At 32.3% G+C, this 20,433-nt stretch carries 11 protein-coding genes; 7 read left to right on the forward strand and 4 right to left on the reverse strand.

Annotation, left to right across the window (positions count from 1 at the left end; genetic code table 11):
• Nucleotides 1–8 precede the first annotated feature (8 nt).
• Nucleotides 9–1,700, reverse strand: coding sequence for a lysine--tRNA ligase (gene lysS, locus KLA_RS13820; protein WP_013620259.1), 1,692 nt, complete (start codon nucleotides 1,698–1,700; stop codon nucleotides 9–11).
• A gap of 271 nt (nucleotides 1,701–1,971) precedes the next feature.
• Here lysS and KLA_RS17860 point away from each other — a divergent pair, with 271 nt between their 5' ends.
• Nucleotides 1,972–2,130, forward strand: coding sequence for a YqaE/Pmp3 family membrane protein (locus KLA_RS17860; protein WP_013620258.1), 159 nt, complete (start codon nucleotides 1,972–1,974; stop codon nucleotides 2,128–2,130).
• A 15-nt stretch (nucleotides 2,131–2,145) separates the two neighbouring features.
• On the forward strand, nucleotides 2,146–2,850 hold the full coding sequence (gene lipB / locus KLA_RS13825) for a lipoyl(octanoyl) transferase LipB (protein WP_034646452.1): 705 nt from the start codon (nucleotides 2,146–2,148) through the stop codon (nucleotides 2,848–2,850).
• Nucleotides 2,851–2,854: 4 nt separating this feature from the next.
• Here lipB and KLA_RS13830 read toward each other — a convergent pair whose 3' ends face one another.
• The 3 genes from KLA_RS13830 to KLA_RS13840 all read right to left on the reverse strand — a co-directional run bounded on the left by KLA_RS13830 (nucleotide 2,855) and on the right by KLA_RS13840 (nucleotide 6,714).
• A complete protein-coding gene (locus KLA_RS13830; protein ID WP_034646453.1) occupies nucleotides 2,855–3,532 on the reverse strand; it encodes a hypothetical protein in 678 nt (225 codons plus the stop codon).
• Nucleotides 3,533–3,657: 125 nt separating this feature from the next.
• Nucleotides 3,658–6,078 carry a hypothetical protein gene (locus KLA_RS13835; protein ID WP_034646454.1) on the reverse strand — a complete coding sequence of 807 codons (2,421 nt, stop codon included), beginning with the start codon at nucleotides 6,076–6,078 and terminating at the stop codon, nucleotides 3,658–3,660.
• A 39-nt stretch (nucleotides 6,079–6,117) separates the two neighbouring features.
• Entirely contained in the window at nucleotides 6,118–6,714 is a 597-nt protein-coding gene (locus tag KLA_RS13840; protein WP_034646455.1) for a ribonuclease HII, read from the reverse strand.
• A 339-nt stretch (nucleotides 6,715–7,053) separates the two neighbouring features.
• Between KLA_RS13840 and KLA_RS13845 the strand changes: the two genes are divergently transcribed.
• The 5 genes from KLA_RS13845 to KLA_RS13865 all read left to right on the forward strand — a co-directional run bounded on the left by KLA_RS13845 (nucleotide 7,054) and on the right by KLA_RS13865 (nucleotide 20,430).
• Nucleotides 7,054–10,191, forward strand: coding sequence for a SusC/RagA family TonB-linked outer membrane protein (locus KLA_RS13845; RefSeq protein WP_034646456.1), 3,138 nt, complete (start codon nucleotides 7,054–7,056; stop codon nucleotides 10,189–10,191).
• A gap of 28 nt (nucleotides 10,192–10,219) precedes the next feature.
• Nucleotides 10,220–11,833, forward strand: coding sequence for a RagB/SusD family nutrient uptake outer membrane protein (locus KLA_RS13850; protein WP_013620252.1), 1,614 nt, complete (start codon nucleotides 10,220–10,222; stop codon nucleotides 11,831–11,833).
• A 435-nt stretch (nucleotides 11,834–12,268) separates the two neighbouring features.
• Complete coding sequence (locus KLA_RS13855; RefSeq protein ID WP_034646457.1) at nucleotides 12,269–15,325, forward strand: SusC/RagA family TonB-linked outer membrane protein; 3,057 nt, start codon at nucleotides 12,269–12,271, stop codon at nucleotides 15,323–15,325.
• Between the two features lie 5 nt (nucleotides 15,326–15,330).
• On the forward strand, nucleotides 15,331–16,707 hold the full coding sequence (locus KLA_RS13860; protein ID WP_034646458.1) for a RagB/SusD family nutrient uptake outer membrane protein: 1,377 nt from the start codon (nucleotides 15,331–15,333) through the stop codon (nucleotides 16,705–16,707).
• A 534-nt stretch (nucleotides 16,708–17,241) separates the two neighbouring features.
• Nucleotides 17,242–20,430: a SusC/RagA family TonB-linked outer membrane protein gene (locus tag KLA_RS13865; RefSeq protein WP_034646459.1), complete on the forward strand. Its 3,189-nt coding sequence runs from the start codon at nucleotides 17,242–17,244 to the stop codon at nucleotides 20,428–20,430.
• Nucleotides 20,431–20,433: the final 3 nt, after the last annotated feature.

Genomic DNA, 20,433 nt, shown 5'->3' on the forward strand with positions numbered 1-20,433 from the left:
GTTTGGTATTATACTATTTCTACAAATAAACCATCATCAGTTTTATTCACTTTAGCAACACCATTTTTGGTTAATTCTTTAATAGTTTTATCCCATTTTTTATTGCTTAAACCAGATGAAGATTTTAATTCATCCAAAGGTAGTTTTTCAGCCTTTTTTAAAAGAGCTAAAACAGTTTTTCCTTCATCACTTAAAGCAACAGCTTTACGCTCTGGCTTCATTTGAGGAAAAAACAATACTTCTTGTATAGATTGGTTGTTGGTTAAAAACATAATTAACCTGTCCATTCCTATTCCCATACCAGATGTAGGAGGCATACCGTATTCTAAAGCACGTAAAAAGTCCTCATCAATAAATTCTGTAGCTTCATCATCACCTTTAGCAGCAAGTTTTAATTGGTGCTCAAAACGTTCTCTTTGGTCTATTGGGTCATTAAGCTCAGAGTATGCATTTGCAATTTCTTTACCACAAACCATTAGTTCAAAACGCTCTGTAAGTTCTGGGTTATCTCTATGCTCTTTACAAAGCGGACTCATTTCTTTTGGGTAGTCTGTAATAAATGTAGGTTGTATATAATTGCCCTCACATTTTTCGCCAAAAATTTCATCAATAAGTTTTCCTTTACCCATTGTGGCATCAACTTCTATACCCATACCTTTAGCAGCTTCAAAAATTTCAGCTTCAGTTTTACCAGTAATATCAAAACCAGTAAAATGTTTAATAGAATCTGCCATAGTTACACGTGCATAAGGAGCTTTAAAATCAATTTTATGCTCACCAAATGTAGCTTCACTTGTACCGTTAACAGCAATTGCACAATGTTCTAGTAATTTCTCACAGAAATCCATCATCCAATTATAATCTTTGTAAGACACATAAATTTCCATAGCTGTAAACTCTGGGTTATGTGTTTTGTCCATTCCTTCGTTTCTAAAGTTTTTAGAAAACTCATAAACTCCATCAAAACCACCAACAATTAAACGCTTTAAATAAAGCTCGTTAGCAATTCTCATATACAACGGAATATCTAAACTATTGTGGTGAGTAATAAACGGCCTTGCAGCAGCACCACCAGGAATAGGTTGTAAAATAGGAGTTTCAACTTCAAAATAACCAGCGTCGTTAAAAAAACTACGCATAGCATTAAAAAGTTTGGTACGTTTAACAAACACTTCTTTAACGTGCGGATTTACAACTAAATCTGCATATCTACGACGGTAGCGTAACTCTGGGTCATTAAATTCGTCAAAAACTTTACCTTCAGAATCTACTTTTGGTAACGGTAATGGACGTAAAGATTTACTAAGTATTGTAAACTTTTTAACCATTACTGTTTTTTCGCCAACTTGTGTTGTAAACAAATCACCTTCAATGCCAATAATGTCTCCAATGTCTAATAATTTCTTGTAAACATCGTTATACAAAGTTTTATCATCACCTGTACAAATTTCATCTCTGTTAAAGTAAACTTGTACTCTGCCTTCACCATCTTGTAACTCTGCAAAAGAAGCTTTTCCTTGTATTCTTCTAGACATTAATCTACCAGAAATTACCACCTGTTTACCCTCTTCAAAATTTTCTTTAACTTGTTTAGAGGTAGTGTTAACTGGGTATAAATCTGCCGGATATGGGTTAATGCCCATTTCTCTTAGCTTGCCTAATTTTTCCCTTCTGATGATTTCTTGTTCCGAAAGCTGCATATATCTATAATTAAGGCTGCAAATATAGTTACAAACTAGTAATCTATCAAAGTAGAAAGTACATTAGCATACAAAGGTTTTTAAATTTTTACATTTTGATGTTAGTATGTTGTATATCATTAGTGTTAAATGTATTGTTTTTGGTTGATGAGTATTTGGTTATCAACCTTATAAAAGAAGCTTAAATAGAGTTTTTTAAGAAAATTGAAAAAAATAGTAACAAATAGTGTTTTGTTACGTCTTATAGGTACATCAATCAAAATAATAGTAAATGAGTTTTTGGAGAGTTTTATTAGCTATCTTATGTCCGCCTTTGTCTGTAATAGGTAAAGGATGCGGATCTATAGTTATTGTATTTTTATTATGGTTATGCGGTTGGGTTCCTGGTACAATTGCCGCGCTTATTATATTGAATAATCCGGACAGATAGTTGTATCTTTGTGGTATGAACAAAGAAGTATTTCTACAAGATTTAGGACAGAAAGATTATAAGGAAACTTGGGACTACCAAGAAGATCTTTTTAAAGAAACTTTAGATATAAAAATTAAAAACAGGCGAGAAGATGCAGGTTTAAAAACACCTAATCATTTTTTGTTTGTAGAGCATCCGCACGTGTATACTTTAGGTAAAAGTGGTGATATGGCTAATTTGTTAATAGATGAAGAACAATTGGCTAAAAAAAATGCAACTTTTTACAAAATAAATAGGGGAGGAGATATTACGTATCATGGCCCTGGGCAAATTGTAGGATATCCAATTTTAGATTTGGATAACTTTTTTACAGACATACACAAGTACTTACGCCTGCTAGAAGAAATGGTAATTTTAACCTTAGCAGAGTATGGCTTAAAAGCGGAACGCTCTGAAGGAGAAACTGGAGTTTGGTTAGATGTAGGAACGCCTTTTGCGCGTAAAATTTGTGCAATGGGTGTGCGCGCTAGTAGGTGGGTAACAATGCACGGTTTTGCCTTAAATGTAAATGCAGATTTAGGGTATTTTGATCTTATGATTCCGTGTGGAATAAAAGATAAAGCAGTAACATCTTTAAATGTAGAGCTAGGTAAAAAAGAAGTAAATATAGCAGAAGTAAAAGATAAATTACTAAAGCATTTTACAGCATTGTTTGAAGCTGAAATGGTTTTAAAATAGGCTGCTAATTTTTAAACTTGGTTAAAATATTTGTAGAGATGAGTTTTCCGTTTTTGTTGTAATCCTCGCTCTTTACCATACCTATACCTTCTGCAATCCATTGTTTGTATTTTGTGGTACTTTTTATGCCCATTTTTATTTCGGTGTCATTAGTTAAAATAACGCAGTCAAAGGTGCCTGCAGGGGTAGTAACAGTTTCGTTGCCTAAAACCTTTCTGTTTGTCATTTTAATAAACATTTTAAGTTTTATTGCGCCGGTTTTTACAACCATATCTAGGTTTGCATCTGGTAGGGTTGTACCAGGAGTTAGGTTGTTAGGTAAGTTAATATTATTGCCAGTTAGCTCAAGGTCCATATCTTTATACTGTTTTAAAAGTTGGTTGTTAAACATAGATTTAAAGTCTATACTAATACCTTTCTCTGTACACTCTATATCATATTCTGTATTGGTAATAAATTCTCCTTTTTTGTCATAGAGCTCTGTAGCAATGGTAGCAATGTTATTATTTACGCTTTTTACAGTGTAATTTACAGATGTAGTTTTTTTTCCTTTTTTATCATATGAGGTAATTTCTGCTTTAACATCAGAATTAAAAGGATAATATTTACTGCAGTCACCTTGGGCAAAAATTGCAGTAGAGCACGTTAATATAAGAGCGAGTATAATTGTATATGTTTTCATAATCTAACAGTGTTTTAGTGTTCTGTTCTTTAATAAAAATGAACGCTTGTAAATATACTGTTTAAGATGCAAAAGGTGTAGTTAAATTGTGTAAAGTGCTGTAAATGATGTATTAATGGTGCTTTTTAGTTTATTTTATACACAATTATAGAGTTGTCTAGGTCTTTAGCAACTAGCTCTAACTTTTTATCATTGTCTATATCGGCTAAATCAATTAATGAACTCCCGTAAACCGGAAAGTTTTGTATTGGAGCTGCATTACTATCAAACAAATATATTTTCTGATTTTGTAAATCGGTAACGCTAACATATATTTTATTGTTGATGTAAAATATCTTTGGTTTGCTATACATACCTAAATCAAGGCTTACTTTTTTTCCTTTTATACTAATGGTGTTTTGGTCCATTAACACCAAAGTATTTGTAGTAGCATCTAAACCGTGATCTTTAATAAGGTTAAACTTTGTTGCCGCTGTTTTTCCGTTTGTAGCTATTTGGTGTAATATTGCTGTGGTATCTGTAACTGTAAATTTGTTTTTAAATAAGACTACATCATTGTTAGAAAATGCAATTTTATTAGTTGTTTTAACGCGTACTTTGCCAACTCTGTTTAAAATTTTAAGCGAGCCGTCTTCAAGCATAAAAACCAAATAATCTTTATTGCCAACCACAAAATGCTTTGGTTTTCTAACAATAGAACTACTTGCTTCTGTATATGTAAAGCCATCTACTATTTTGGCTTTAGAGTTGTACATAAATACTTTTTTGTCTTGGGTGACAACAAATCTGTAGTTTTTGTTGTTTTCATAGTCAAAAACAGCTAAATCGTTTAAGTTTCCACCATCATAAGTTATAGAGAATGGTTCTACTGTTTCTCCGTTTCTGTCTAAAATTATAAACTGGTTATTTGTTGTAAATGCAAATTGTAATCTTCCGTTTTTGTAGAGGTCTACTTGGGTTATTTCTCCTTGTATTTTACTGTCTAGCTGTTTTTTCCATAATACTTTACCATCAGTAGAAATTAAATATAAATTGTTTTCAATATCCTGAACAATAATTTCTTTTTTATTTGTTCTGTGGTTTTTTACAAACTGTGGGTTTGTTGCTAAATCATTATCTAGCTGCACTGTAAAAATAGGGGCAGTAGTATTTGCTTCTGTTTTAGTGTTTATTTTTTGAACCGTAATGTTGGTGTGGTAAAAATTAGCATCTGCTACTAGTTGGCTAGCGTAAAAGTAGTTGTTTAGCTTAAGTTTATTGTTTTTTGTAAAATTAGAAGCAATTATTCCTTCAAGCTTTTTAGAATTAGAAATTTGTAAAACTGAAGATTGTTTTGCCATAGTTTCTATAGCAGATTTGTAAAGTGGTGTTTTATTAAAAGTAGTACCTGCTTTGTAGTTGCTAATAATGTCTTGTAAAGTCTCAATTTCTTCAGTAAAAATAAAAGCATTACCTAATATAGTATAGTAATTTGCTTTAAAAGAATTTACTAAAGGACTAAATAAAGCTGATAAGATAGTATTGTTATTTAGTGCAACTATAGGATTGTCTGTACTAATATTTTTTTTAAACGTACTTAGGTATTCATCTATATTATCTGCGCCAAAGGTTTGCAGTAAAACTGCTTTTTTAGATTTTGTTGTAATTATAGCTATTTCTTCAACAGTAGTAAAAATTGAGTCAATTTTAGTTTCTTCACCTAAATACTCTAATCGGTTTTTTGCAAATGTTGCATAGTTTGTAAAAGTGTAAGACGTAATTGCTTCTGTTTGTAAAGGAGCATATTCTTGCACTCTATTGGCCACAGCTTTAGTATTTTTAAATAAACTTAAAAAGTTGGTAATACTATCATTAGTTGTGGTTATACCTGCTAAATTTAGTAGGTTTTGTTTTGTGTTAATGTCTAAAGAAATCCAGTTTGTATTTTCGTTATTGTGTAAACTGTCTATAGGAAAAATGTTTTTTAAAAATGTATTGCTGTTTTTACGAGTATACAGTGTAGCAGTTTTGTTGTTAGATGCATTGTATAACTTATATATATTGTTGTCTATTTTAGTATTGTTGCCAAGAACGTCTGCTATTAAACTTTTATCAGAAGAAAACAGCGTAAAGGGTTTGCTGTTTGCTACAAAACACGAAGTGCTATCTACTTTGTATTCTTTATAATTAATATTGTTAGAAGATGTGGTGCTGTTTGTGTAAAGGCTATCAAGATTATTAAGGTTTACAGAGTCTTTGGTAATGTAAAAATAATTGTGTTTAATACTATCTTTAGCAATAAAGGCTAAAAGACCTTTAGTGTTGGGTTGTATATGATTTAGGATTTTGCTTGCGTCATAAAAGCTTTTTAATTGCTCAGAATTTTTTAATGAACTTAATATGTCATTGTTTTTTATACTGCTAGTTAGGCTATTGTAGTCGTTTATTTTTAGCACAGTAGATGCGCGGTTAGGGAGGTAATCTAAAATAACGGTTTTAGTTTGTTGCTTATTAGTGCAACTAAAACAGCATATAGTAAGTAAACCAATAATAATTTTTAACTTCATACAAATACAACTTATAGTAACAAAGTTAAATTAATTTACTTATAGCGGAAACTTTAATTGCTCTGGTAATTGTTTAAAGCTTTTGCGGTGGTATTTGGTTAGCCCAAATTCTCTAATAGCTTCTCTATGTTCTTTGGTAGGGTAGCCTTTGTTTTTTTTCCAGTTGTACATAGGAAACTCTTTGTGTATCTTTTCCATATACGCATCTCTATATGTTTTTGCTAATACAGAAGCAGCTGCAATACTCAAAAATTTAGAATCTCCTTTAATAATACACTCGTGCTTAATTTTTTTATAGGGTTTAAAACGGTTGCCATCAACAATTATAAACTCTGGTTTGGTAGTTAATTTATCTATACTTTTATGCATAGCAAGTATAGATGCGTTTAAGATGTTTATTTCATCTATTTTTTTAGGGTAAATATGAGTAACCCCATAGCAAATAGCCTGTTCTTCTATAATAGGTTTTAAAAGTTCTCTTTTTTTTTCAGAGAGTAATTTGGAGTCGTTTAATATATCATTTTTAAAATTCTCTGGTAAAATAATTGCAGCAGCGGTAACGGGACCAGCCAAACAGCCACGGCCAGCTTCATCAGTTCCTGTTTCATTAATTAATTTGTAGTAAGATTTTAACATAAAAGGAGTATTATCTAATTGATAATACAAAATTAGTATTAATAATTATTAGGCTGAATAAAATTTATTGGTAATAAATAATTTTAGTGTTACTTAAATGATTAACAATTTGTAATTTTTATATTATATATTGATACTTTATATGAGTACTTAAATTTCTTACAATGTTAGCATATTGTCAGTTAAAAGTGTCTTTTGATATAGTATTAATAATATTATTTTTTGATCTTAATGACTTTACTTGTTAAAAAATAAATATGAAACATTTTAACTGTTTTTTTGTTTTTTATTAAGATAAAATTATGATTTTAGCGTCTTACTAACTCAAAAAATAATTAAATGAAAACAAAAGTAACTAGATTGTTAGTGCCTATTTTGGTGCTTATTTTTAGTAGTTTTTCTTATGGACAGGAAAAAACTATTACTGGTACTGTAACAGACCATGAAGGTCTAACTTTGCCTGGGGTTTCTGTGTTAGTTGTAGGTACAACAACAGGAACGCAAACAGATTTTGATGGAAACTACACTATTAAAGCAAGTGTGGGTCAAATTTTAAGATTCAGTTATGTTGGGCAAAAAACAACTGAAAGAAAAATAGGAGCATCTAATACTATTAGCCTTCAAATGGAAGAAGATGCAGAAGCTTTGGATGAAGTAGTAGTAGTAGCATATGGTACAACTACTAAAGAAGCATTTACAGGTTCAGCTTCTGTTATTGGTTCTAGCGATTTAGCTAAAAGAAGTGTTACTTCTCCAATTGCGGCTATTGAAGGAAAAGCTACAGGTGTTCAATTTACTTCGGCTTCAGGGCAACCAGGTTCTTCACCTGGAATAGTTATTAGAGGTGTTGGTACTTTAAATGGTGGTTCTACACAACCTTTATATATTGTAGATGGTATTCAGTTTGAAGGAGCTTTAACAAGTTTAAATCAAAATGATATTGAGTCTTTAACAATATTAAAAGATGCAGCCTCTACTTCATTATATGGTTCTAGAGCAGCTAATGGTGTTGTGTTAATTACAACTAAGAGCGGAAGAAAAAATTCTTCTTTATCAGTTAATTTATCTACGCAGTATGGTGTAATAACTAAAGGTATTGGCGAATATGACGCTGTTGGACCAGGTCAATATTATGAATTAATGTGGGAAGCTTACAAAAACTCACTAGGAGGTTCTAATCCAGAGGTAGAAGCTTCAGCTTCAATTTTTAATAGATTAGGTTATAACCCTTTTAATGTTGCTAATGATCAAATAGTAGGTACAGATGGTACATTAAACCCTAACGCTCAGGTTATATACCAGGGATTAGATTGGTATGATGCTTTAGAAAGAACAGGCAGTAGAGTAAACCACTCTATTGATGTTTCTGGGGGTGGTGAAAATCATCAAGTTTTCTTTTCTGCATCTTATTTAAGTGAAGATGGTTACGTTATAGAAAGTGATTATGACCGTATAACATCTAGATTAAATGCAGACTTTTCTCCAACTGATTGGTTAACGTTAGGTGGTAGCATGAACTTAGCAATTACAGATTCTCACGGCCCTACAGGTGCAGGTAGTAGTAGTATCGTAAACCCTTTCTCATGGGCTAAGGATTTGGGGTCTATTTATCCTGTATATGTAGTAGATAACAATGGAGATATAGTGTTAGATGAAGCAGGTAAACCTCTTTATGATTTAGGTGAAGGTTATGCAGAGTATGGTATACAATCAAGACCAAGTAATCCAGGTCGTCATGGTATTGCAGAAGCAATATACAATGAAGAGTCAACAAAAGTAAATAATATCGGATTCAGGTATTTTGCAGAATTTAAACTTTTAGATGGTTTAAAAGCAAGATTTAACTATGGTCAGGATATTCAGGATTACATAAATAAAAGTTACGAGAATAATATCGTAGGAGATGGTGCTCCAACTGGTAGATACGGAGAAACTAGATACCGTAGAACAACAGAGAACTTTAATCAAATTTTAACTTATACAAAGTCTTTTGGGTTAAACAACTTTGATGTTACTTTAGGTCATGAAAGTTTTGATAGACATTATTCAGAAAATAGTGGTTTAGCAAACACACAAACTGCAGCAGGGATTTATGAGTTTGATAACTTTTCAGTAGTATCTAGCTTAGGTGGCTATAGTTCAGATAAAACTTTAGAAGGGTATTTTGCAAGATTAAACTATAATTTTGACAACAAATACTACATTAGTGCTTCTGCAAGAAGAGATGGTTCTTCTGTTTTTAGTAGTGATGTTCGTTGGGGTAGTTTCTACTCAGTAGGTGCTTCTTGGAGAATAGATCAGGAAAACTTTATGAAGAATGTTTCATTTGTAGACAACTTAAAATTAAGAGGTTCTTACGGTGAAGTAGGTAATGATAATTTAGGAGATTTTTATATTTCACAAGCCCGTACAACATTATACTCTAATGCAGGTGCACCAGCAATTTATTTCTCAGATTTAGGAAATAACGATTTAAAATGGGAAACATCAGAAAGTTATGATGTTGCTTTAGAGTTTGGTTTGTTTGGAAATAAAGTTGAAGGTTCTGTAGAATACTACAAGAAAAATACAACAGATTTACTTTACAATTTACCAATACCTACATCAGAAGGTTTAAATGAGGCGCCTTTTAATATTGGAGATATGTATAATTCAGGTTATGAATTTGGTATTACAGGTCACTTTTTTAGAGGTAAAGAGTTTAAATGGGATTTAACTTTACAGGCTTCTACATTGAAAAATGAGATTACATCACTTCCAGATCCAAGTATAAACGGATCTAAAAGATGGGCAGAAGGCCGCTCTCGTTATGATTTTTACTTGTATGATTTTGCAGGTGTAGACCCAGCTAACGGAGATGCATTATATAATATGTATGAAGAAGATGCTGAAACTGGTGAATCAGTTCCTGTACTAAATGAAGATGGTAGCCAGGCAACTACAAATGATTTTCAAGAAGCTGGTAGAGCATATGCAGATGCTAGTTCTGTTCCAGATTTAATTGGTTCTGTTTCAAATAGTTTTACATATAAAGGTTTCGCCTTAGATTTCACAGTAGTTTATGGTATTGGCGGAGATATATTAGATTACGGTTATGCTGCTATGATGCATGAAGGGGATTATGGTAGTTCATTACATCCAGATGCCTTAAAAGCATGGCGTCAGCCAGGAGACATTACTGATGTTCCAAGGCTAGAAAATGGTGCGGTAAATCAATCACAATCTTTATCTACTAGATTTTTAACAGATGCATCTTATGTAGCTTTAAGAAATGTTAATTTATCTTATACCTTAGGTGGTGATATCTCAGATAAATTAGGAGTTAATAGTTTAAGGTTTTTTGTGTCGGGTGAAAACCTATACTTAAAGAGTAAAAGAACTGGTTTAAATCCGCAGTACAGTTTAGCCGGAACACCTTCTGGAAATGATTATAACCCTGCTAGTGTTTTATCATTAGGATTAAACGTTTCTTTTTAATTAAGATATAAATAAAAAAATAAAAGTTATGTTAAGAAAAACATATATAATGTTAGCGGCAGTATCGTTTATTGCTCTAACAAGTTGTACCGAAGATTTTTTGGACAATAAACCAACAAATGCTATTTCAGCAGAAGATGCTTTGTCTACTCCTGCAAATATGGATTTATTATTAAATGGCTTGCATAGGCAAATGTATGCTCAGAACCCTTTACCGGGTACTGCATCGTCTAGGTCTGGTCAAAGTTATTATATGCCTTCTTTTGATGCTATTGGCGGTAATATTATTCACTCTTCTAGAGGTAATGGTTGGGGTAGAGCAGATTTACAATGGTTAGCTCATACAAACGCAAATTCCACTACAGTAGATAATTTATGGTATGAGCGTTATCACTTTGTTTTTACGGCAAACTCAATTATTAATAGAGTAGCTGAAGGAGATTTGCCAGAGACTGCAGAGTTAAATAATATTTTGGGTCAGGCTTACGCTTATAGAGCTTGGGCTTATCATCAATTAGTGACTACCTTTGCTAAAGGTTATCTTATAGGTAGTCCTTCTACAGATTTAGGAGTTCCTTTAGTTTTAGATACAGGAGCGCCTTATACAAGTGCGCCAAGGGCAACTGTAGAAGCAGTTTATACGCAAGTTGAAGATGACATTAAAAAGTCTATAGAGTTTTTTGAAAATGCTACAGCACCTGATAATAAGTCTAATATTTCTATAAACGCAGCATATGGTATACAGGCACGTATTGCTTTGTCTAAAGGAGATTGGCAAACAGCTGCAGATGCTGCTGTATCAGCAAGAGATGGTTTTGAGTTGCTAGATGAAAGCGATTGGTTATCTGGTTTTAATACTACAGATCTTTCAGAAGTAATTTGGGGAGGTCATGTGATAGATACCGAAACAAATTATTTTCAATCTTATTTCTACTTTATTTGTTCAACCTTTAACGGAAGTCAAAACAGAAGTAACCCTAAGATAATCAATAAAGAAGTTTATAATAATATTCCAGACACTGATTACCGTAAAAAAGCGTGGTTACCTTTAGCTCCAAATACTAATTCTAGTGCGTCTAATGGTCAAGGTGGTAGTTTTGAAACTGACCCTAATTATGATAATGCAGATGATTTTTGGGATGAGTGGGAATCTATTATTTCTCAGTACGGAATGACAACAGGTCATAATACACATCCGTATATGTCTATGAAATTTTTGCAGAAGAACCCAGGTACTATAGATCCAGATGATGTTATTTATATGAGAGCATCAGAAATGGTTTTAATTGAAGCTGAAGCTAAAGCAATGATGAATGATATTACTGGAGCACAAGATGCTTTAGCTCTTTTAGGTGAAGCAAGAGATTCTGCTTTTGATAAAACAGCTTTTGCAACTCAGGCAGACCTTATGGATCAGATTAAATTTCAACGTCATGTAGAATTATGGGGAGAAGGATTTAGTTATTTTGACCACATTCGTTGGGATGAAGGTTTAGACCAAACTAATTCTGGAGCATCAGAAGTTTTATATGGCGATGGTTTTATGCAAGAAAAACCATCATTAAACGATGCTTGGATATGGAAAATTCCACAAGCTGAAATTAATGCTAACCCAAATATTAGTGAGGCAGACCAAAATTAGTAATAGCTTGTTTTAAAATTTAAAAGCCTATAAGTGCATTATGTATTTATAGGCTTTTTTTAATTAATTATACTACGTATGATTGCTTTATGTTTTCTTTAACTTTTTAAATTATCTAAAACTACGTTTATTAATAATAAAAAAATAAACAGTTATTCTACTATATGTAAACAAGGTGTAATTACTATAATTATTGTTGTTCTTTTTGATGTTTTTGATTATCATTTATATTAATTAATCAGTAACAATTTGTTATTTTTTTCTCCAATTATAGCTTTTTTATTGAGATATTAGCTGCTTGTTGTTTATTAAATTGTTAATTATTCATTTTTGATGTTTTTTTTAACATATGCTGTTTTCGTTAACACTAAATTCTTGGAATGTTAACTATTAATTAAGAGTTTTGTGGGGTACTAACTCAAAAATTAATAATAAATGAGAACGAAAGTAGCTTGGATTTTAACACCCTTGTTGGTGTTATTTATGAGTTTCTCTTACGGACAAGAGAAAACAATTACTGGTAATGTTACAGACCAAGATGGTTTGCCTTTACCAGGAGTTTCTGTATTAGTTGTGGGTACAACAACAGGAACTCAAACAGATTTTGATGGTAACTATACTATTAAAGCAAATGTAGGGCAAGTATTGCGCTACAGCTATGTTGGACAAAAAACAGCTGAAAGAAAAGTTGGTTCTTCAAGCACAATAAATATTCAGCTGGCAGAGGACGCTGAGGCTCTTGAGGAGGTTATTGTACTAGGTTACAGTACTAAATCTGTAGATGAGGTAACTGGTTCTTCTGTGCAGGTTAGTTCAGAAGATATCAAAGATGTTCCTGTTCTATCTGTAGATCAGGCTTTACAAGGTAAAGTTGCAGGTTTACAAATATCTACAACTTCTGGTACTCCAGGAGCACAACAGGATATTAGAATACGTGGTGTGGGTTCTATTAATGCAAGTAACTCTCCACTATACGTAATTGATGGAGTTCCTGTAGTAAGCGAGAACTTCTCAGGTAGTGCTAACAGAACTTCTCTTAGTTCACTTGTATCTCTTAACAGTAAGGATATTGAATCAATGACTGTTTTAAAAGATGCATCTGCAACTGCAGCTTATGGGGCTAGAGGTTCTAATGGTGTAATTGTAATTACAACAAAAAGAGGTAAATCTGGAAAAGCAGTATTTAACTTTTCATCAGTTTTAGGTTTTCAAAACAATGCTTACAATAAAAGAAATCCTTTAACAGCAACACAAAGAGCTTCGTTAATTGATGAGGCAACCTTTAATGCTTATGGGGAAAGTTATGATTTCGAAATAGATGAAGCTAGGGATTTTGCAATAGCTAATAATTTAGGAAATATAGCTAATTGGGATGGTAGTGAGTATGATTGGCCAGGTCTAATTGAAAATAAAGACGCATTAATACAAGATTATAATTTTTCTGCATCAGGTGGTACAGAAAAAACAAATTATTATGCATCTCTTGGGTATAATGAAACTGAACCTACAGTTATTGGTGATTCTTTCAGAAGAATATCTGGTAAGTTAAGTTTTCAAACTTGGCTTAGAGACAATGTTAAGTTAGATAATTCTATAAACGTATCTAACTCTAGACAAAATCCAGTATTAGAAAATGGGGCTTTCTTTAATAATCCACATTTAACTAGATACTATATGAATCCTTTTGCTAATCCTTACAATGCAGATGGGACTTACAATATAAATAGCTTAGGAACTTCTGTATTTAATACATTATATACTAATGAGAACGATGAGGTTTACAATAAGTACACTAGAGCAACTACTAATACTAAATTAGATTGGGAGTTAATTGAAAATTTAACTTTTTCTTCTCGTATAGGTTTAGATTTTTCATTATCAGAGTATAAATCTTATAACAACAGGTATCATGGAGATTCTGATGGAGATGTTAATGGTAGTAGTACTGCTTCAGATGAGAAAAACTACAATTGGGTTTCTCAAAATTCATTAAACTATCAGTTTAAATTAGGTTCTAAACATAATTTTGATGTAACTGCTTTATTTGAATATCAAAAAAATAATTATACATACTTATACGCTTACGGTGAAAACTTTTCTACTGATGGTTTAACAAATATCGCAAGTGCAGGATCTAATTTTGATGCTTCTTCATCTTTTACAGATTGGACTAATATTTCTTATTTAGGAATGTTAAATTATAACTTTGATGGTAGGTACATCTTAGATGCAACTTTCAGAAGAGAAGGTTCTTCAAGATTTGCAAATGGTCATAGATATGGTAATTTTGGATCAGTTGGTTTAGGTTGGAATGTTCATAGAGAAGCTTTTTTAGAAGGGTCAGTTTTTAACGAATTACGTTTAAGAGGTTCATGGGGTGTAACCGGTAACTCTGGTATTGCTACAAATACATATCAAGCATTTTTAGCTTATGATGCAGATTATGCTGGTAACGGTGCTGTTTATCCAAGTCAGTTAGGAAATGAATTTTTATCTTGGGAAAACGGAGAAACTGTAGATGCTGGTTTTGATTTTGGAGTATTTGACAACAGATTATCAGGTAGCTTTGCTTACTTTAACAAAAGAACTTATGATCTATTACAAAATGTTCCATTGTCACCAACAACTGGTTTTACTTCTCAAAACACTAATGTTGGAGAAGTAGTAAACAAGGGTATAGAGGCTCAACTTAATTATGATATTTTTAGAGGTGAAGATTTTAGTTGGAGTATTTCAGGAAACTTTGCAACTGTAAACAACGAGGTTACTAAATTAGCTTTAGATAGTACAGGTGAAGATATTAATCCAAGTGCTACGAGTACATATAAAACTACAGAGGTAGGCTTACCTATTGGAGCTTGGTTTATGCGTACTTGGGCAGGTGTAGATACTGAAACAGGTGAACCTACTTGGTATGTAAATGGAGTAGATGGTGAAGTTACATCTAACTATGCTTCTGCAGCAAGGGTAAATCAAGATGAAGCTAGTGCATTGCCTACTTTCTCTGGAGGTTTGTCAACTCATATAGAGTACAAAGGTGTTTTTATTGATGCTAGTTTATACTATGCTGGCGGACATAAAGTATATGAGCAATATGCACAGCACTATTTTAGAACTAATAGCTTTACTTTAGGTTCTTACAATGGTGTAGAAGAACTTTTAGAAAGATGGCAACAACCAGGAGATGTTACAGATGTACCTAAATTGGTTTATAATGGAGCAGACAACTTCCATGCTACTTCTTCTAGACACTTATATGATGGAGATTACATTAGATTAAAAGATTTAACATTCGGTTATAACTTACCTTCTAAATTTACTGAGGGTATTGGTCTAGATGCAATTTCATTTACAGTTAAAGGTACTAACCTTTACACATGGGTTAAGGATGATGGATTAAAATTGGATCCAGAAGTAGGAGCAGCTGGTTACACAGGATTGGTAACTCCTCCAGTAAAATCTGTTGTTTTTGGTGTTAACGTTAAATTTTAATTAGAATGAAAAAAATATTATATACAGTAATGGCTTTTGCCTTACTAATAGGAAATACTTCTTGTTCTGAAGATGAACTAGATCCTACAGTTTCTCAAGAAAAAGACTTTAATTCAAGTATAAATACAGAAGAAGATTTAGAAGGTATATTGGCTGGTGCTTATAACAGATTATCTATTGAAACATACTACGGTAGAGACTATATAGTTTTTAATGAAGTAAGGAGTGATAATGCATTTTCTAATGCTAATTCTAATAGATTTGTTACGGCTGGACAATTAGAGGTTTTACCTTCTGATGCTTATCCAACTGATACGTGGTTCAGAATATACTCTGTAATAGGTTCTGCAAATATTATTATTAATGCAGAGAATATAGAAGGAGATGCAGCTTACATTAATCAAATGAAAGGTGAAGCTTTAGTTCTTAGAGCTATGGCACATTTTGATTTAGTAAGGCTATTTGGTCAACAACATGTTACAGGAGGTACTTCTCCAGGTGGTGTTCCTTATGTTACCACATTTAGAGATGAGGAAAACTTTTTTCCAGCAAGAAATACTGTTGAAGAGGTTAAGAATTTAGCTATAGCTGATATTGATGCAGCTTTGGCAATAATGTCTCCAGGTTTAGATGGTTCTAAAGAATTCATTACAACTAGTGCTGCAAATGCAATTAAGGCAAGGATAGCTCTTTATTTTGGTGATATGACTACAGCTGCTACAGCTGCAAAGGCAGTTATTGATTCTCAGAATTTTTCTGTAGCGAGTGAAGCAGATTTTGCATCAACTTTTTCTACAGATAATGCTGTTAATTCTATTTTTGAAATAGCAATGTCTCCTACAGATAATAGAGGTATTAATGGTTTAGCTAATATATTTTTAAATACATCTTACGGTGATGTTGTAGTGTTAGATAATTTCTTAACTATTTTTGATGATGATGATATTAGAATTGGTGAAGATTTTATTGAAGTAGATGGTGCCGGTTTCACAAGAAACATTGGGAAATACCCTTCTAGTACATTCGATGATAATATTAGTATTATTAGATATGAGGAAGTAATTTTAACATATGCTGAAGCTATGTTAACAGTAGATCCTGCGGTTTCATTACAATATTTAAATATGATACCTGCTCAAAGAAATGCTAGTCTTTATACTGAAGCGACTCTTGATAATATATTACTTGAGAGAAGAAAAGAATTAGCTTTTGAAGGTGCTCGTTTTCACGATTTGGTAAGAACAGGTCAAGGTATTCCGTTAATAGATGAATTACAACAAACACACAAAGGTGTTCCTTACGGATCATTTAATTTAGCATTTCCTATTCCAAATAGTGAGGTAGATGTTAACTCTAATGTTTCACAGAATAAAGGTTTTTAAAATAAAATAAAAAATATTTATTTTATTTAACCGCCAAGAGCAATTGCTCTTGGCGGTTTTTTTTGTCTTTTTTTCTCTAACCATAATACCTTTTGTTCAGTGAGTTATGTTTTTAATGAACATTTGTACGTGTTAAATTAACAGTTAATTATCTTACTTTGTAGAATTAAATTTCTTCTTTTTTTGCGTCTGAAAAATACGAATATGATAAGAAATAGCTTGTTACAGTGATTTTTAATTAATAAAAAGCAACTTTTTTTAAAAAATTCTGTAATTAACAAAGTTTTAATACGACAAAGTGCTTTATAGATACTTTTTAAGTTGCTGTTTTCTTATTTATAAAAGTTTTTTGGGTAGTACTAATTCTTTGTAGGACACTGAATTTACTAAGTATCTATTTTTTTATTAAATAATTTTTAGCCCAGTTTAATCACTTGTTATAAATCTAAAAATGCTAAAAAAATGTTAATAGTATTTTTTAAGGTGTATGCAAATAGTTAAAGGAAAGCTAAAGCTAACTCAAAACTAAATTAAATGAGAAAAAAAGTAACTTGGATTTTAACACCCTTACTGGTGATGTTAATGAGTTTCTCTTATGCGCAAGAGAAAACAATTACAGGTAATGTGACAGATCAAAATGGTTTGCCTTTACCTGGTGTTTCTGTGTTAGTTGTTGGTACAACAACAGGTACACAGTCAGACTTTGACGGTAACTATACCATAAATGCAAAAGTAGGGCAGGTTTTGCGTTACAGTTACATTGGTCAAAAAACTACACAAAGAACCGTTGGTGCTTCAAGCACAATTAATCTTCAAATGGAAGAAGATGCAGAGGCATTAGAGGAAGTTGTGGTAACTGCTTATGGTACTCAAAAGAAAGAATCTCTTACGGGATCAATAGCAGAAATTAAATCTGAAGAAATAACTAAGGTTGCTTCTGGTAATGCTGTAACAGGTTTAACGGGGAAAGTTTCTGGTGTTCAAATTTTTTCAAATTCTGGCCAACCAGGTACTGCGCCTACAGTTAGGTTTAGAGGTATTGGATCTTTAAACGGATCTTCTGCACCTTTATATGTAGTAGACGGTGTTCCTTATAACGAGTCTATTACATCATTAAACCCTAATGATATTGAGTCTATTTCATTTTTAAAAGATGCTGCAGCTGCTGCTTTGTATGGAAATAGAGGTGCTAATGGTGTTATTATTGTAACTACAAAAAAAGGTAAAGCTGGTAAAGTAAGTGTAAACTTAGATGTTAGAACTAGCTTTACTAGTAGAGCAGTTAAAGACTATGACGTTATGGATGGTGCAGGTGAGTATTTAGAGGCTTACCATAAAATGCTAAAAAGTAACGATATTGTAGAGAATGGTACAGATGAGGCAACAGCCGGCTTAAACGCATCTGCAAATTTATTTGATGGAGCACAAGGCTTGGTTTATAATCCTTTTGGAGGCGATAGAACAACTGTTGTAGATCCTACAACGGGTAAATTAAGATCTGGTAACCAGTTATGGACATCAGATTGGGAAGATGAGTTGTTTAATAACGGTAGTGGTATACAGTCTTTATACGCAAGTATAGCCGGAGGTACTGAAAAAGCTAAATACTTTTTCTCTGTAGGTAATGAAGATAATACAGGGTATAACATTAATACCGGCTTTAAAAGGTTAACCTTAAATATGAATGTAAACTCTCAAGTGAGTGATAACATTAAATTGGGGATGTCTGCTAATTATGCTAACAGAGAGCAAACAGGAACTTTAACTAATAATATTACAGGTAATTTTGCTTGGGTTAGAAATATAGCGCCTATTTATCCTGTTTTTGCTGTAGATCATGCTACAGGTGAAACAGTTTTAGATGATAAAGGAAATCCACTTTGGGATTGGGCAGATGTTACATCTCCAAATGCAACTGCAGGTAGGCCATTTAATGGTTTTTCTAATCCGCACGCTCTACAAACACTAAATGTAAATAAATCTGTAAGAGATAATTTAACATCTAGAGCATTTGCAGAAATCAAATTCTTAAAAGACTTTACATTTACGTATAATTTTGGTTTAGATCTTGCCTTTTATAACACTACCAATTATACCAATAAAATTGTAGGTAGTGCATCTCCTGCAGATGTTAATGGTAGATTGTCTGAGCAATTTGGTAGAGGTACAACTTATACCAATCAACAATTATTAGGTTGGAAAAAAACAATAGGAGAAGATCATAACTTAGATATTTTGTTAGGTCATGAAAATTCAGACTACAATTTTAAATTCTTAGATGCAAACAAAAAAAATCAGTTTATCTCTAATGATATTTCTGCTAGTTTATTTGCAGAGAATGATGGAGCAGGTAATGTTACAGGAGGTCCAACAGAGTACCTTTTAGAAGGTTTATTTGCTAGAATGTTGTATGATTTTGATAACAAATATTATATAAATGGTAGTTTCCGTAGAGATGGTTCTTCTGTTTTTGCCGATGAAAATAGATGGGGTAATTTTTGGGGAGCTGGTTTAGCTTGGAGAGTTTCTAAAGAATCTTTTATGGATAATGTAAACTGGATTTCTGAGCTTAAACTTAAATCTAGTATTGGTCAGCAGGGTAATGACTATGTTGGTTACCCAGACAATACTGCTGTTAGAAATTATGCTCCTTATTTAGATCAGTGGGATGTAACTACAGATGGTGAAGAGTTTAATTTAAATAAAACAGTTTTAGGTAACAGAGATTTAAAATGGGAGACATCTACCAATTTTAATGTTGGTTTTGAACTTAATATGTTTGATAATAGAGTGAGAATTGAATCTGAATATTTTGAACGTAAAATAACAGATTTAATATTTAACAGGCCTTTACCTAACTCTTCTGGTTTACCTTCTATTCCAGAAAATGTAATGGATATGCAGAACGTAGGTTTTGAGGCAAGTATTTCTTATGATATTATTAGAAATCAAAATTTAAACTGGACCGTAAATTTAAATGCAACTCATTATAAAAACGAGATAACTAAACTTGCTCCTGGAAGAGAATTTATAGATCCAGGTACTGTATATAGATGGGAAAAAGGTAGTAGTGCTTTTGATTATTACATTAGAGATTTTGTAGGAGTTAACCCAGAAAATGGTAATGCTATTTGGTATACTTCTAGCGAGTTTGAAGCAGACGGTACAACACCAATTGTAAACAACCAAACTGAAGATTACTCTGTAGCGTCAGAAACTAGTTTGGGAAAATCTGCCTTGCCAGATGTTAACGGTGGTTTTACATCATCGCTTACTTATAAAAACTTAGATTTTAGTTTTGCACTTTCATACCAATTTGGAGGTTATGCTTATGATGCTATTTATAATGATGGTTTTGGAGGCGGTATTGGAGAAAATTTCCACAGAGATTTTAATAAGTCTTGGACGTATGATAATACAGACGCTCAGTTGCCTAGAGTTATAGATGGGACTAGAAATTATAGTGTGTCTGATTTGTTTTTACAAAAATCAGATTTTATTAGTCTTAATGATGTGTCTATAGGGTACACTTTACCACAAGAGGTTTCAAATAAAATAGGTTTAAGCAAAGTTAGAATTTATGGTTTAGGTAACAACTTAGCTTTATGGACAGCATCAGATGTTCAAGGTTTTGATCCTAGAGCAAGTGTAACCGGAGGTAACAACTCTGTTAGATACGCAACATTAAAAACGTTTACGTTAGGTTTAAATGTTAATTTTTAAAAG

Origin of the sequence: Cellulophaga geojensis KL-A, assembly GCF_000568425.1 — a bacterium.
In the GTDB taxonomy this organism is placed as follows: domain Bacteria; phylum Bacteroidota; class Bacteroidia; order Flavobacteriales; family Flavobacteriaceae; genus Cellulophaga; species Cellulophaga lytica.

Bases quoted from the DNA above. Each gene is read 5' to 3' on its own strand.
- lysS (WP_013620259.1), bottom strand. From the start codon at position 1,700: ATGCAGCTTTCGGAACAAGAAATCATCAGAAGGGAAAAATTAGGCAAG.
- KLA_RS17860 (WP_013620258.1), top strand. From the start codon at position 1,972: ATGAGTTTTTGGAGAGTTTTATTAGCTATCTTATGTCCGCCTTTGTCT.
- lipB (WP_034646452.1), top strand. From the start codon at position 2,146: ATGAACAAAGAAGTATTTCTACAAGATTTAGGACAGAAAGATTATAAG.
- KLA_RS13830 (WP_034646453.1), bottom strand. From the start codon at position 3,532: ATGAAAACATATACAATTATACTCGCTCTTATATTAACGTGCTCTACT.
- KLA_RS13835 (WP_034646454.1), bottom strand. From the start codon at position 6,078: ATGAAGTTAAAAATTATTATTGGTTTACTTACTATATGCTGTTTTAGT.
- KLA_RS13840 (WP_034646455.1), bottom strand. From the start codon at position 6,714: ATGTTAAAATCTTACTACAAATTAATTAATGAAACAGGAACTGATGAA.
- KLA_RS13845 (WP_034646456.1), top strand. From the start codon at position 7,054: ATGAAAACAAAAGTAACTAGATTGTTAGTGCCTATTTTGGTGCTTATT.
- KLA_RS13850 (WP_013620252.1), top strand. From the start codon at position 10,220: ATGTTAAGAAAAACATATATAATGTTAGCGGCAGTATCGTTTATTGCT.
- KLA_RS13855 (WP_034646457.1), top strand. From the start codon at position 12,269: ATGAGAACGAAAGTAGCTTGGATTTTAACACCCTTGTTGGTGTTATTT.
- KLA_RS13860 (WP_034646458.1), top strand. From the start codon at position 15,331: ATGAAAAAAATATTATATACAGTAATGGCTTTTGCCTTACTAATAGGA.
- KLA_RS13865 (WP_034646459.1), top strand. From the start codon at position 17,242: ATGAGAAAAAAAGTAACTTGGATTTTAACACCCTTACTGGTGATGTTA.